Origin of the sequence: Streptomyces monomycini (assembly GCF_022271435.1) — a bacterium.
Lineage (GTDB): Bacteria > Actinomycetota > Actinomycetes > Streptomycetales > Streptomycetaceae > Streptomyces > Streptomyces monomycini.
The window spans coordinates 12,011-25,301 of record NZ_JAFIQY010000043.1 but is presented as its reverse complement, the minus strand read 5'-3'; the positions used below and the strand labels follow the sequence as shown (position 1 = coordinate 25,301).

The following is a 13,291-nucleotide window of genomic DNA, read 5'->3' as shown; positions in this document are numbered from 1 at the left end:
CGGCCGGGCCGCCCGGCCTTGTGGTCTCTCTGGTCGCCCGGCTCTGCGGTCCCCATCCGGTCGCTTGGCTTTGCGGTCCCTCCGGCCGCCCGGCCTTGCGGTTCCGGCCGGGCCGCCCGGCCTTGCGGTCTCTCTGGTCGCCCGGCTCTGCGGTCCCCATCCGGTCGCCCGGCTTTCCGGTTCCGGCCGGGTCGCCGGCCTCCGCGGCCATGGAGCGGTTACCGGCCTCTCCGGCCTCGGCCCGGCCCGCCTGCCCCTGCCGCCCCCGCCCGGTCACCGACCACCGCGGCCCCGATCAGGGCGGCCGCGTGCACGGCCATCCCCGCGCGGCCGCATCCGGCGGCGACGGCCAGGCCGAGCCCGGCGCCCAGGGCGTGGGCGCCCGCGTCGCCGATCATGGTGCGCTCCCCCAGGTCGTCCGCGAGGACCGCCGCCACGGCCCCCGTCGGCGCCGCCGCCAAAGCCCCCGCGGGGCCGCCTCGCAGCAGCCCCGGCGCCGCCGCGGCGAGCGTGGCCACCGCCGCCCGGCCCGGCCGTACGTCCACCAGGTTCACGGCGTGCGCGGCGCCCGCGATCACCACCCCGGCGAGCACCTTGTCCAGCGGCCGGTCCTTGATCAGCGCACCGGCGGCCAGCCCGGCCGCACCGATTCCGAGCAGCTTCACCGCGCCGCTGGTCAACTCCCCGTCCCGCAGGGCCGACAGGTGGGCCCGGAAACCGCGCCGGGGATCACCCGCCCCGGCGAGGTCGTCGTACGTACCGCAGCCCCCGGCCGCCAGGACGGCCAGCGCTGCCGCCGTGCGCGTACGGGCGGACAGTCCCGGCGCGGTCACGGCCGCGAGCGCGGTGCCCGCGACGGTGGCGGGCCCGCTGTACAGGTCCACCGTGCGGCCCGCGTGGTTCGTGCGCTCCCAGCGCCCGCGCCCGCCGGGCGGCCGGCGCCGCAGTTGTCCGTACACGACGCGGGTGACACCTGCCGCGACAGCTGACGGCAGGCCCTTGCGCAACGTTCCGATCATGATCGACAGGGTAGGGCTGCCGGGCGGCGCGGCGGGCGCGGGGCCGGTGCATCGCGCATCCGTACGGCACGGCTCCGGCTCCGGCCTTTCCTCCCCGGCTCCGGCTGCGGCCCTTCCTCCCCCGCCCTTGCCCCGGCTCCGGCTTTCGGCTCCGCCCCCGTCTGCGGCTTCGGCCCTCGCCTCCTCCGCCGGCCTCCGCCGGCCCCCGCCTCAGCGTCCCGCGCGGGCCGTTTCCAGGAGTTCCTCCGCGTGAGCGCGCGCCGTCTCGGAGTCCTCCTGCCCGGCGAGCATCCGGGAGAGTTCGCGGACCCGGTCCTCGCCCTCCAGGACCGTGACACCGCTGCGGGTCACCGAACCGTCGTGGGTCTTCTCCACGAGCAGCTGCCGGTCGGCGAAGGCCGCGACCTGCGGAAGGTGGGTGACGACCACGACCTGGGCCGACCGGGCCAGCCGGGCCAGCCGGCGGCCGACCTCCACGGCGGCCTTGCCGCCGACGCCCGCGTCCACCTCGTCGAACAAATACGTCGGTACGGGGTCGGAACCGGCGAAGACCACCTCGACCGCGAGCATCACCCGGGAGAGTTCACCGCCCGAGGCGCCCTTGGCGATGGGGCGGGGCGGCGTGCCGGGGTGCGGGGCGAGGAGGAGTTCCACCTCGTCGGCGCCGGTGGGGCCGTAGGCCACCGTACGGCCGCCGACCTCGACGCCGTCGCTCTCGTCGGCGGTCTCCGGCAGCTCCGTCCGGCTGATCTGGACGCTGACCCGGGCGTGCGGCATGGCCAGCTCGGCCAGCTCGGCCGTCACCGCGTCGGCGAATCGCTTCGCCGACGCTTCCCGGGCGTCGGTCAACGCCTGCGCCAGCTCACCCAGTTCCGCGCGCAGCGCGTCGCGCTCCGCCGCCAGTTCGCCGATCCGGTCGTCGTCGCCGTCCAGCTCGGCGAGGCGGGCCGAACTCTCCTCGGCCCAGGCCAGCACGGAGGCGACGTCCGCACCGTACTTGCGCATCAGGTGCGTGAGCGCGGCCCGGCGCTCCTCGACGGCGGCCAGCCGCAGCGGGTCCGCGTCCAGTCCGTCCGCATAACTGGCCAGTTCGCCGGCCACGTCCGCCATCAGGATGCCGATCTCACCCAGCCGCTCGGTGAGCGCGGACAGCTCCGGGTCGTGGCTGCGTACGGCGTCCAGCGCCCGGTGCGCGCCCGCGACCAGAGTGCTGGCGTCGACGGCCTCCAGGTCCTCGGGGTTGCCGGCGAGCGCGGCGTGCGCGGCCGCGGCGGCGGAGGCCAGCGCCTCGGCATGGCCGAGACGTTCGGCCTCGGCGGCCAGTTCGGTGTCCTCGTCCGGCTGCGGTTCGGCCGCGGTGATCTCCTCCAGGCCGAAGCGCAGCAGGTCGGCCTCCTGGGCCCGTTCGCGGGCCCGGGTGGTCAGCTCGTCCAGTTCGGCGGAGACGGCGCGCAGCCGCCGGTACGCGGCGGTGTACTTGGCGAGCGGTACGGACACCGCGTCGCCCGCGTAGCGGTCCAGTGCCTGCCGTTGCCGGGCCGGGCGCAGCAGGCCCTGCTGGTCGGTCTGGCCGTGCACGGCCACCAGGTCGTCCGCCAACTCCCCCAGCAGCCCGACCGGGACGGAGCGTCCGCCGACGTGGGCGCGCGAACGGCCCTCGGCCGAGACCGTGCGGCTGATCAGCAGCGTCCCGTCGTCCAGTTCGGCGCCCGCCTCCTCGGCGCGCACCGCGGCCGGTGCCGCCCGGCCCACCGCTATGCGGCCCTCCACGACCGCCGTTTTGGCTCCGATCCGCACCAGGGCGGGGTCGGCGCGCCCGCCGAGCAGCAGCCCGAGGCTGGTGACGACCATGGTCTTGCCCGCGCCCGTCTCGCCGGTCACCGCCGTGAAACCAGGCGACAGCTCGACGACGGCATCGTCAATGACGCCCAGGGACCTGATCCGCATCTCCTCCAACACGGATACGACCTTACGAGGTCCCGGGCCCGCCCCGCGACGGCCTCCCCCTCCCCCGACCGCTCCGTCCTGCGGAAAACCCCACCACAAGAACGGATGTTTTCCTCATGGCGGTACCTCCGTCCCGCCCGTCACGCTGTGAAGCAGAAGACGATCGGGGGGGGGGAGCCACATGGCTGGCGGAGCGACGGCAGAAGGCAGGACAGGGCCCGGGGCACCGCCCCACGGTGGTCCGACAGGCGGTAACGGGGGCGGCAACGGGGTCGCAGAGCCGCGGGTGGCAGCGGGGCCGTGGACGGCACCGGGGGCGCGGGCGGAAGCGGAGCTGCGGGCCGCGTACGGGAGCCCGCTGCCGTACCTGTCCAGGGCGGCGGCAGCCCTGGACATACCCGGCGGCGTGTTCCGGCCGGCACCGCTCACCGAAACCGGTCTGCCGACCCACGCCACCCTGCGCCGCCGCGCCACGGAGACTCCCGCAGCGGCGTGACGGGCCCAAGGCTTCGGGCATCGGAGCGGCGTCCGGGGCCGGTGCCCCGGTCCGACGCAGCGGCAGTCGCCGGAGAACCGGAGGGCACCCCTCCAGCCGCCGCAGCCGACGCCCACCCGAACCATCATCCGACAGGGGAACGACCATGACCGATCACCCGCCCACCCGACGAGCCGCCCTCCTCCTGGCCGCCGCCACCCTGGCCACCGCCTGCACGCCGTCCGCCGGTGCGTCGTCCGCCGGTGCGCACACGGCCCGTACGACGGAAGGCTTGGCGGCTCGGCCCTCGGCACGGCCCCCTGATGCTCTGGAGGGCGTGTGGCGGATGGACGGGTACGGCACCCTCGTCACGATCGACGAGCGGCGGCTCCGTACGTACGAGACCACGGCCGTCAGCTGCCGCCCCGGGCCCGCCGACGGTGTCCGTACGGGCCCGCCGGGCCCCGCGGGCCGGGTGGAGTTCGCCGTGCCGGACGCGGCGCGCGTCACGGTCGCGCCGCAGAGCCCCGGTGTGGCCCGCCTGAGCATCCAGGACAACGTCGGGTACCGCACACTCCACCGGATCGCCGCGCTGCCCGCCCGCTGCCACCGGAACCCGGCGAAGGACCCCCGTGCGGTCTTCGACGTCTTCTGGCAGACCTACGCCGAGAACTACCCGTTCTTCGCCGCCAAGAAAATCGACTGGGCCGCCGTACGGGCCCGGTACCGCCCCCGGGTCACCGCGCGGACCACCGACGACGAGCTCTTCGCCGTGCTGCGCGCGATGATCGAACCACTGCACAACGGGCACACCAACCTGTCCGCGGGCCCCGGCCGGAGGTACGCGGGGTCGCGGCCCGGGACGCCCGCCCCCACCCCCGCGCTCCTGAAGCAGGCTGACGCGGCGATCACGGCCGCCCTCGGCCGGGACGTCACCCTGCGCCGGTGGGCCGGTGGTGCGCTCTCCTACGCCGACCTCCCCGGCCGTCTCGGCTACCTCCGCATCACGTCCTTCACGGGCTATACCGATCAGGACGACCACGAGAGCGATGTCGCGGAGCTGGACCGCGCGTTGGACGCCGTGCTCACCAGGGGCCGTACGTCCGGCCCGAAGGCCCTGCGCGGCCTCGTCGTCGACCTGCGGCTGAACGGCGGCGGGTCGGACCCGCTGGGGCTGCGCGTCGCCTCCCGCCTGACGGACCGCCCGTACCTCGCGTACCGCAAACACGCGCGCAACGATCCGGCCGACCCACGGAAGTTCACCCCTGACCAGCCCGCACGGGTGCGCCCGCACGACGGCCCCCGCTACACCGGCCCGCTCGCGCTGCTGACCGGACCGCTCACGATCAGCGCGGGCGAGACCTTCACCCAGGCCCTGCTCGACCGCGCTCCCGCGCCGGTCCGCATCGGGGAGAACACCCAGGGCGTCTTCTCCGACACCCTGGACCGCACCCTGCCGAACGGCTGGACGTTCGCACTGCCCAACGAGGAGTTCCTGACCGCGGACGGCCGCACCTTCGACGGGACGGGCATCCCCCCGGCCGTCCGCATACCGGTCTTCGCCGCCGCGGACCTGGCGGCCCGCCGCGACCCGGCCCTGTCCCGCGCCCGTGCCCTCCTGGCCGCCGGCTCCGGCCGCCCGACGTCATGACTCCGGCCAGGACGAGCGGCAGATCACCCTTCGGGTTCCTCGCGTTACTGGCGGCCTTCTCCGTCCCGTTCTGGGCGGCCGGCGCGGTCTTCGACCTGTCCGGTGTGCTGCCCATGGGCATGCCGCTGAGCGCGTTCCAGTTCGTCCTGCCGGTGGCGGTGGCCTCGCTGCTCCTCTTCCGCGAAGAGGGCGGGCGAGGGGTGCGCCGGCTGGTGCGGCGGACGGTCTCGGTACGTGGCACGACGCGGCCCGGCTGCTGGGCGCCGGCCGTGCTCCTGATACCCGCCCTGTTCCTCGTCACGTACGGGCTGCTGGCGGCGGCCGGAGCGCCGCCCACCGGACCGCACTCCCCGCTCGCGTCCGTGCCGCTGCTCCTCGTCCTGTACTTCGTCGCCGCCGCTGCCGAGGAGGCGGGGTGGACGGGGTATCTGCTGCGGCCCTTGCGGGAGCGGTGGGGGCCGCTCGGCGCCGGCCTGGTCATCGGCCTGGTGTGGGCGGCCTGGCACGTCGTCGCGTACGCCCAGGCGGGGCGTTCCGCCGCGTGGACAGCGGGCCAGGTGCTCGGCTCGGTCGCGCTGCGGGTCCTGATGGTCCGGCTGTACGACAGCTCCGGCGGGATCGTGCTGACAGCCGTCGTCGTGCACACCGCGATCAACGTCGTCGAGTCGGTGTTCCCGGGCTACACCGAGCACGCCGCACCCGCCCTGGTCTTCGGCGCGGTCGCGTCGCTCACGGCCGCGCTGGTGACGCTCCGCGGGCCCGGAGCCGGAACCGTAGCCAAAGCCGTACGGCCGCTCCGGGCCCGGGGCGAGCCGAGCTCCGCCCACCCCGCCGCGGCGCCGATACCCGTTCACCCCGCCGCGGAGCCGGCATCCGTCCGCCCCACCACGGAGCCGAAACCCACCCGCCCCACCGGGGAGCCGATACCCGTCCGCCCCGACGCCGCTACTGCGGTGCGCCGCGCCAGCCCGCCACCGGCAGGGCGAACTTGGCCACCAGACGATCCGTGAAGGAGGCGTGATGCAGACGGGCGAGGCGTACCGGTGTGGCGCCGCGGCGGACCTCCACCCGGGCGCCCGCGGGCAGTTCGACGCTGCGGCGGCCGTCGCACCACAGCACGCCGTGCGGCGTCTTGGGCTGCACCTCGACGGCCAGCACCGAGTCCGGCGAGGTGACCAGCGGCTTGGCGAACAGCGCGTGCGCGCTGATCGGCACCATCAGCAGGGCCTCGACCTCGGGCCAGACCACCGGGCCGCCCGCCGAGAAGGCGTAGGCGGTGGAGCCGGTCGGGGTCGCGCACACGACGCCGTCGCCGCCGAAGCGCGAGACGGGCCGTCCGTCGACCTCGGTGACGACCTCCAGCATGCGCTCCCGCGCCGCCTTCTCCACGGACGCCTCGTTCAGGGCCCAGTCGGTGTGCGCGACGCTGCCGTTGTTGCGCACCAGGACGTCGATGGTCATCCGCTCCTCGACCTCGTAGGAGCGGGTCACGACCCGGTCGACGACCTTGTCCAGGTCGTCCCGTTCGGCCTCCGCGAGGAAGCCGACCCGGCCGAGGTTGACGCCGAGCATCGGCACCCCGGACGTACGGGCGAAGTCCGCGCCGCGCAGCAGCGTCCCGTCCCCGCCGAGGACCACGAGCAGTTCGCAGCCCTCGGCCGCGCACTGCTCGGACTCGACGCGGACCACGGACGCGGGCAGCGGCAGGTCCGCCGCCTCCTCGGCCAGGACCCGTACGCCGATGCCGCTGCGCAGCAGCCCTTGGACGACGAGTTCGGCGCTGCGGACGGCCGCGGGGCGGCCGGTGTGCGCCAGCAGGAAGACCGTGCGCTGTCCGGACGGCGCCGGGACGCCCGGGGACGGTGCGGTACAGGTGGTGCGCGAGCCGGCTGTCTCAGCCGCTCCGGATGCTTCAGAAATGGTCAACGGGGCCCCTCCGCCACTGCTCGGTCGACGTCCGCCGGGTCGAGTGCATCCGCCCCGGCGCGCAGCCACAGAAAGTACTCGACATTGCCGGAGGGACCGGGCAACGGGCTCGCGGTCACCCCCGCCACCCCCAGCCCGAGTGCGGCGGCCCGCCCGGCGACACCGCGTACCGCCTCGGCCCGCAGTTCGGCGCTGCGCACCACTCCGCCGCTGCCGAGGCGCTCCTTGCCGACCTCGAACTGCGGCTTGACCATCAGCACCAGGTCGGCGTCGGGCGCCGCACAGCGGACGAGGGCGGGCAGCACCAGGCCCAGCGGGATGAAGGACAGATCGCCGACGACGAGGTCGACGGGCTCGCCGTCGATCTGCTCCAGCGTCAGTTCGCGCACGTTGGTGCGGTCCTTGACGGTGACCCGGTCGTCGCTCTGCAGCGACCAGGCGAGCTGCCCGTACCCGACGTCGGCGGCGACGACGTGTGCCGCGCCGGCCCGCAGCAGGACGTCCGTGAAACCGCCGGTGGAGGCGCCCGCGTCCAGGGCGCGGCGGCCCGTCACCTTCAGGCCGAGGGGCGCGAACGCGGCGAGGGCCCCGGCCAGCTTGTGGCCGCCGCGCGAGACGTAGTCCGGGTCGCTGTCGTCGTCACGCACGACCAGGGCCGCGCTGGTCTCCACCTGGGTGGCGGACTTGGTCGCCGTCGTCCCGCCGACGGTCACCCGCCCCGCGGCGATCAGCTGGCTGGCGTGCTCGCGGGAACGGGCCAGCTTGCGGCGCACCAGCTCCGCGTCGAGTCGGCGTCGTGCCACTCCTGCCACCTGTGGTTCAGCTCCTGTTGTCGTACGTTGCGGACGGCTGCGGGGACGCGGGCACGCCGGACGGACCAGTACCGGACGGGCCGGTGCCGGACGGGCCGGCGGGCCCGGGGCGCCGGTCGAGCGCGGCCAGCGCGTCGCGCAGTCCCCGGTGCACATCCTCGTACACCGCGAGGTGTCCGCTCGCGGCGAGGTGGTCGGCGTCGGCCAGGCGCCGCAGCTGGGCGTCGACGGCGGCGTCCCCGGTGGGCGTGACCACGACACCCAGCGGCTGCGGCCCGGCGGGCGCGGCACCGTTGCGCTCCGGGCCGTCCGAGCCGTCCAGGCCGTCCCGGGCGCGGCTGTCCAGACCGTCCCGGCCCCGGCCGTCCGGACCACCGGCATCAGACCGGTCCGGCATCCGCTCGTCCGGCACCCCGCCGCCCACCGGCTCCTTCGGCTCTTCCATGCCTCGACGCTACCTCGAACCGCCCGCCGACCGGGTCACCGCCCGCCCGTCCCGTACCGGCGTATCGTCGATCTCGATGGCAACCCTCGAAGAGTGCCGCGCCGCCCTCGGCCGGCTCGCACAGAACCTCTCCACCGCCGACGGCGACGTCCGCAGCGCGGCCGCGTTCGACCGTTCGCTGAGCTGCCGGATCACCGACCTGGACGTCACGTTCACCGGCCGGCTGGCGAACGGCACCCTGGAGGACGTCACGAACGTCCCCGGGCCGCCGCCCGAACGGGCCCAGATCCGCCTGGCCATGCGCGGCGACGACCTGGTCGCCATGGTCGACGGCAAGCTGCACTTCGCCAAGGCGTGGGGCAGCGGCCGGGTCAAGCTGGAGGCGGGCTTCCGCGACCTGCTGCGCCTGCGGTCGCTGCTGTAACCACGTCGCAGCCGGCCCGGACACCAGGCCCCCGGGCCCCGCCGTCGCAGCCGGCCCGGACACCAGGCTCCCGCCGTCGCAGCCGGGCCCTACGTCGCGGCCCGGCCGCAGGCCGCCTCGGCCTCCCGGCCCGCCCGCCCCCGCTCAGGACGCCCCGGCCGCCGCAGCCTCCCGCGCCTTGCGCGCCGCCGGTACCACCAGCGGCGTGCCCGTCTCCGGGTCGTCGATGACCTGGCACTTCAGGCCGAAGACCTGCTCCACCAGGTCGGCCGTGACGACCTGCTCCGGCGGCCCTTCGGCGACGATCTCGCCCGCTCGCATCGCGATCAGGTGGGTGGCGTAGCGCGCGGCGTGGTTGAGGTCGTGCAGGACGGCGACGAGGGTGCGGCCCTGCTCCTCGTGGAGTTCGGCGCACAGGTCCAGCACCTCGATCTGGTGCTGGATGTCGAGGTAGGTGGTCGGCTCGTCCAGCAGGAGCAGCGGGGTCTGCTGGGCGAGGGCCATCGCGATCCACACGCGCTGCCGCTGTCCGCCGGAGAGTTCGTCGACGTAGCGCTCGGCCAGTTCGCCGACGCCGGTGGCCTCCATGGACTCCCGTACGATCCGTTCGTCCTCGCCCGACCACTGGCGCAGCAGTCCCTGGTGCGGGTAACGGCCGCGCGCGACCAGGTCGGCGACGGTGATGCCGTCGGGCGCGATGGAGGACTGCGGGAGCAGTCCGAGGGTGCGGGCGACCTTCTTGGCGGGCAGCGAGGAGATGGCCGCGCCGTCCAGCAGTACGGAGCCGGCGGCGGGCTTGAGCATCCGCGACAGGGCGCGCAGCAGCGTGGACTTGCCGCAGGCGTTCGGTCCGACGATGACCGTGAAGGACTGGTCCGGTATGGCCACCGAGAGGTCCTCGGCGATGACCCGCTGGTCGTAGGCGAGGGTCACGTTCTCGGCCGTGAGACGGCTCACTGGTTGCTCCTTGTAGCGGTCTGCGGCGCGGGGGCCTGGGGCGGCTCGGTCGGTGTGACGGGGGCGGGGGCCGGAGCGGAGACGGGGACGGTGGCGGGGGCCGTTCCCGGCTGCCGTGCGGCGTCCTGCGGGCTCGGGCTCCGGCTCGGGCTCATATCCGTCCCGCCTTGCGTTCGGAGGCCAGCAGCCACAGCAGGTAGCCGCCGCCGAGCAGGCCGGTCAGCACGCCCACCGGGAGCTGGTCGGCGCCGAAGATCTGCTGCGAGAGCCAGTCCGCGGTCACCAGGAGGGCGGCGCCCATGAGGCCGGCGGGCAGCAGGTTGGGGCCGGGCGAGCGGGTCAGCCGGCGGGCCAGCTGCGGCGCGGTCAGCGCGAGGAAGGCGATCGGCCCGGCCGCCGCGGTGGCCGCGGCGACCAGCAGGACCGCCGCCGCCAGCAGGACGACGCGTACCCGGGTGACCGGGACGCCCAGCGCGTACGCGGCGTCGTCGCCCATCTCCAGCATCCGCAGCGGCCGCCCGTACAGCAGCGACAGCGGGATCAGCAGGACGCAGACGATCGCCAGCGGCCAGACCTGGTCCCAGTCCCGGCCGCTGAGGGTGCCGGTCATCCAGGTGACGGCCTGGGTGGCCTCGACGATGTTCGCCTTGGTCATCAGGTACAGGACGATCGCGTAGAGCATCGCGGCGGCGCCGATGCCGACGAGCACGAAGCGGTAGCCGTGGATGCCGCCCTTCCACGCCAGCAGGAAGATCGCCAGCCCGGTGACGATGCCGCCGGCGACCGAGCCGGCGGCGATGGCGAAGGTGCCGCCCTGGAAGAAGACGATGACCAGCAGCGCGCCGACCGTCGAGCCCTGGGAGAAGCCGAGCACGTCGGGGCTGCCGAGCGGGTTGCGCGAGACGGCCTGGAAGACGGCTCCGGCGACCCCGAAGGCGGCGCCGACCAGCAGTCCGACCAGGACCCGCGGCAGCCGCAGGTCGTTGACGATGAACTCCTGCGCGGTGGTGCCGGACCCGGTGAGGGTGGCGAGGACGTCTCCCGGGCCCATGGGGAAGTCGCCGGTGCCGATCAGCAGCACGCTCGCGAACAGGGCCACGGCGGCCAGCAGCACGGAGACGACGAGGGTCCGTACGTCCAGGCGCAGGGACAGCCCGCCGGCGGTGCGGACCGCCCGTACGGGCCTGCCGGTCCGCGCGGCGGTGTCCCGGCCGGTGGCCGCGGAATCGTTCCGGCCGGTGTCGGTCTTGACGGTGGAACTCACAGCTGGGCCATCCTCCGACGCCGTACGAGGTAGATGAAGACCGGGCCGCCGACGACGGCCGTCACGATGCCGACCTGAATCTCCCCCGGCCGCGCCACGACACGCCCCAGGACGTCGGCGCCGAGCAGCAGGACCGGCGACAGGACCGCCGAGTACGGCAGGATCCAGCGCAGGTCGGGGCCGGTGACGGCGCGGACGACGTGCGGGACCATCAGGCCGACGTAGACGATCGGGCCGCAGGCGGCGGTCGCGCCGCCGCACAGCAGGGTGACGGCGACCATCGCCAGCACCCGGGTGCGGGTCAGCCGGGCGCCCAGGGCCCGCGCCTGGTCGTCGCCGAGCGCGATGGCGTTCAGAGGGCGCCCGACGGCGAGCGCCAGGACGGCACCGGCCAGCAGGAACGGCGCGACCTCCTGCACGGTCTCCGTGGTGGCGGAGGCCAGCGAGCCGACCGTCCAGAAGCGCATCCGGTCCAGCGCCGCGGTGTCCAGGAGGTTGACGGCGTTGATGTAGCCGATCAGTACGGCGGACAGGGCGGTGCCGGCCAGCGCGAGCCGTACGGGGGTGGCGCTGCGGGTGCCGCCGAGCACGTACACGGCGACCGAGACGACCGCGGCGCCGAGGAAGGCGAACCACACGTACCCGGTCAGTGAGGTGATCCCCAGGAAGCTGATGGCGGAGACGACGGCCGCCGAGGCGCCCGCGTTGATGCCGAGGACGCCGGGGTCGGCGAGGGGGTTGCGGGTCAGTGCCTGCATCACGGTGCCGGCCAGCCCCAGGGCCGCGCCGGCCAGCAGGCCGAGGAGGGTGCGCGGCAGGCGGACGTCCCGTACGACCACGTCGGTGTCGTCACCCGTGTAGTGGAAGAGGGCGTGCCAGACCTGGTCGAGGGGTACCTGTTTCGCGCCGACGGCGATACCCAGGGCGGTGACGACCACCAGGAGGCCGACGGAGGCGACGAGCCCCGCCGAGCGAGTGATCTGCCGCCGCCGCGGAGCCGCGGGGGCGTTTGCTGCTTCGGGGGGACTGTCAACCAACACGGGAGTTAGGTTAGCCTACCCTCACGATCAGACATCAAGTCGTTCCGCAGGGCCTTTTACCGGCCCTTTGCCGTCCGTCCTGAAGTCCGTCCGGAAATGCACTGAAGACCGTGAACGACCGGCTGAAGTCCCGTCAAGCCCTGACGGCCGTGCCGAGGCCCAGCCCAGAGAGAAGCGCATCGACCATGAGCACCCCCCGTAGCGTATCCCTGTCCCGACGCGGCGTTCTCGCCGCCGGTGGCGCCGTCGGCATCGGCGCCCTGCTGGCCGCCTGTGGAGGCGGCAAGGACAAGGACGCGGGCTCGCAGGGGGGCGTCAAGGGCGGCGCCTGGTCCTTCACGGACGACCGCGGGAAGAAGGTCTCGCTCGACCACACGCCGCAGCGCATCGTCGCCTTCACCGGCACCGCGGCCGCGCTGTACGACTTCGGCGTCGACAAGCAGGTCGTGGGCGTCTTCGGCCCGACGAAGCTGAAGAACGGCAAGCCGGACGCGCAGGCCGGCGACATCGACGTGGACCGTCTGACCATCATCGGCAACGCGTACAACCAGTTCGCGGTCGAGAAGTACGCGGGCCTCAACCCCGACCTGCTGATCACCAACATGTTCGAGCCGGGCGCCCTGTGGTTCGTGCCGGACGAGAGCAAGGACAAGATCACCAAGCTGGCCGAGACGGTGGCGATCACCGCGTCCCGTACCCCGCTGGTGAAGATCATCGAGCGGTACGCCGAGCTGGCGCAGTCCCTCGGCGCCGACCTGAAGGCCAAGAAGGTCACCGACGCCAAGGCCCGCTTCGAGAAGGCCGCCGCCGAACTGCGCAAGGCCGCCAAGTCCAACCCGGTCCGGGTGCTCGCCTGCTCCGGCAGCGCCGACCTCTTCTACGCCTCCAACCCCGGCATCAACTCCGACATCATGTACTTCAAGTCGCTGGGCGTGGACATCATCGTCCCCGACAACCTGGACAAGGGCGGCTACTTCGAGAACCTGAGCTGGGAGAACGCCGACAAGTACCCGGCCGACGTGCTCATGCTCGACAACCGCACCTCCGCCCTCCAGCCCAAGGACCTGGCCGCCAAGCCCGCCTGGAACAAGCTGCCCGCCGTCAAGGTCGGCCAGGTCACGGGCTGGTCCAGCGAGCCGCGCTTCTCCTACGCGGGCGCCGCGCCGCTGATGGAGGAGCTCACCAAGGTCATCCAGAACGCCAAGAAGGTCGCCTGACGCACGCCGTGGCCGGCCGCCGCACCGGCCGGCCACGGCACCGCACCGCACTGGCCCCCCCCCCCCCCCCCCCCCCCCCAAACCCCGGCCCCCCCCCCGGGGGTGCAACCCAAA

At 74.3% G+C, this 13,291-nt stretch carries 13 protein-coding genes; 5 read left to right on the top strand and 8 right to left on the bottom strand.

What is annotated here, in order from left to right:
• Window positions 1-218: 218 nt before the first annotated feature.
• Together JXZ78_RS33175 and recN are read right to left on the bottom strand one after the other, a co-directional pair.
• Entirely contained in the window at window positions 219-1,019 is an 801-nt protein-coding gene (locus JXZ78_RS33175) for a hypothetical protein (RefSeq protein ID WP_238783532.1), read from the bottom strand.
• A 210-nt stretch (window positions 1,020-1,229) separates the two neighbouring features.
• Entirely contained in the window at window positions 1,230-2,966 is a 1,737-nt protein-coding gene (gene recN, locus JXZ78_RS33170) for a DNA repair protein RecN (RefSeq protein ID WP_030024188.1), read from the bottom strand.
• 286 nt (window positions 2,967-3,252) lie between these two features.
• Between recN and JXZ78_RS33165 the strand changes: the two genes are divergently transcribed.
• The 3 genes from JXZ78_RS33165 to JXZ78_RS33155 all read left to right on the top strand — a co-directional run bounded on the left by JXZ78_RS33165 (window position 3,253) and on the right by JXZ78_RS33155 (window position 6,102).
• A complete protein-coding gene (locus tag JXZ78_RS33165; protein ID WP_030024187.1) occupies window positions 3,253-3,462 on the top strand; it encodes a hypothetical protein in 210 nt (69 codons plus the stop codon).
• Between the two features lie 145 nt (window positions 3,463-3,607).
• Entirely contained in the window at window positions 3,608-5,092 is a 1,485-nt protein-coding gene (locus JXZ78_RS33160; protein WP_030024186.1) for a S41 family peptidase, read from the top strand.
• Window positions 5,089-6,102: a CPBP family intramembrane glutamic endopeptidase gene (locus JXZ78_RS33155; protein WP_050502972.1), complete on the top strand. Its 1,014-nt coding sequence runs from the start codon at window positions 5,089-5,091 to the stop codon at window positions 6,100-6,102. Before JXZ78_RS33160 ends, JXZ78_RS33155 begins: the two co-directional genes overlap by 4 nt.
• Here the strand turns inward: JXZ78_RS33155 and JXZ78_RS33150 are convergent.
• The 3 genes from JXZ78_RS33150 to JXZ78_RS33140 form a co-directional block, all read right to left on the bottom strand.
• Window positions 6,038-6,910 (bottom strand): NAD kinase, encoded by an 873-nt coding sequence (locus tag JXZ78_RS33150; protein ID WP_032928120.1) that lies wholly within the window; start codon window positions 6,908-6,910, stop codon window positions 6,038-6,040. The two genes, JXZ78_RS33155 and JXZ78_RS33150, sit on opposite strands and share 65 nt — an antisense overlap.
• A 104-nt stretch (window positions 6,911-7,014) precedes the next feature.
• On the bottom strand, window positions 7,015-7,830 hold the full coding sequence (locus JXZ78_RS33145) for a TlyA family RNA methyltransferase (protein ID WP_030024180.1): 816 nt from the start codon (window positions 7,828-7,830) through the stop codon (window positions 7,015-7,017).
• A 7-nt stretch (window positions 7,831-7,837) separates the two neighbouring features.
• A complete protein-coding gene (locus JXZ78_RS33140; protein ID WP_030024179.1) occupies window positions 7,838-8,275 on the bottom strand; it encodes a hypothetical protein in 438 nt (145 codons plus the stop codon).
• Between the two features lie 76 nt (window positions 8,276-8,351).
• On the opposite strand from JXZ78_RS33140, the gene JXZ78_RS33135 reads away from it, so the two are divergent.
• The gene (locus JXZ78_RS33135) at window positions 8,352-8,699 is read left to right on the top strand and encodes a sterol-binding protein (RefSeq protein ID WP_030024178.1); all 348 of its coding nucleotides are present in this window, start codon (window positions 8,352-8,354) and stop codon (window positions 8,697-8,699) included.
• A gap of 144 nt (window positions 8,700-8,843) precedes the next feature.
• On the opposite strand, the gene JXZ78_RS33130 is transcribed toward JXZ78_RS33135, so the two are convergent.
• The 3 genes from JXZ78_RS33130 to JXZ78_RS33120 all read right to left on the bottom strand — a co-directional run bounded on the left by JXZ78_RS33130 (window position 8,844) and on the right by JXZ78_RS33120 (window position 11,960).
• The gene (locus JXZ78_RS33130; protein WP_030024176.1) at window positions 8,844-9,656 is read right to left on the bottom strand and encodes an ABC transporter ATP-binding protein; all 813 of its coding nucleotides are present in this window, start codon (window positions 9,654-9,656) and stop codon (window positions 8,844-8,846) included.
• Between the two features lie 151 nt (window positions 9,657-9,807).
• Window positions 9,808-10,920 (bottom strand): FecCD family ABC transporter permease, encoded by a 1,113-nt coding sequence (locus JXZ78_RS33125; protein ID WP_030024174.1) that lies wholly within the window; start codon window positions 10,918-10,920, stop codon window positions 9,808-9,810.
• Window positions 10,917-11,960: an iron chelate uptake ABC transporter family permease subunit gene (locus JXZ78_RS33120; protein WP_030024173.1), complete on the bottom strand. Its 1,044-nt coding sequence runs from the start codon at window positions 11,958-11,960 to the stop codon at window positions 10,917-10,919. Before JXZ78_RS33120 ends, JXZ78_RS33125 begins: the two co-directional genes overlap by 4 nt.
• Window positions 11,961-12,145: 185 nt before the next feature.
• On the opposite strand from JXZ78_RS33120, the gene JXZ78_RS33115 reads away from it, so the two are divergent.
• A complete protein-coding gene (locus tag JXZ78_RS33115) occupies window positions 12,146-13,177 on the top strand; it encodes an ABC transporter substrate-binding protein (protein WP_030024172.1) in 1,032 nt (343 codons plus the stop codon).
• Window positions 13,178-13,291 lie beyond the last annotated feature (114 nt).

Bases quoted from the DNA above. Each gene is read 5' to 3' on its own strand.
- JXZ78_RS33175 (WP_238783532.1), bottom strand. From the start codon at position 1,019: ATGATCGGAACGTTGCGCAAGGGCCTGCCGTCAGCTGTCGCGGCAGGT.
- recN (WP_030024188.1), bottom strand. From the start codon at position 2,966: ATGCGGATCAGGTCCCTGGGCGTCATTGACGATGCCGTCGTCGAGCTG.
- JXZ78_RS33160 (WP_030024186.1), top strand. From the start codon at position 3,608: ATGACCGATCACCCGCCCACCCGACGAGCCGCCCTCCTCCTGGCCGCC.
- JXZ78_RS33155 (WP_050502972.1), top strand. From the start codon at position 5,089: ATGACTCCGGCCAGGACGAGCGGCAGATCACCCTTCGGGTTCCTCGCG.
- JXZ78_RS33140 (WP_030024179.1), bottom strand. From the start codon at position 8,275: ATGGAAGAGCCGAAGGAGCCGGTGGGCGGCGGGGTGCCGGACGAGCGG.
- JXZ78_RS33135 (WP_030024178.1), top strand. From the start codon at position 8,352: ATGGCAACCCTCGAAGAGTGCCGCGCCGCCCTCGGCCGGCTCGCACAG.
- JXZ78_RS33115 (WP_030024172.1), top strand. From the start codon at position 12,146: ATGAGCACCCCCCGTAGCGTATCCCTGTCCCGACGCGGCGTTCTCGCC.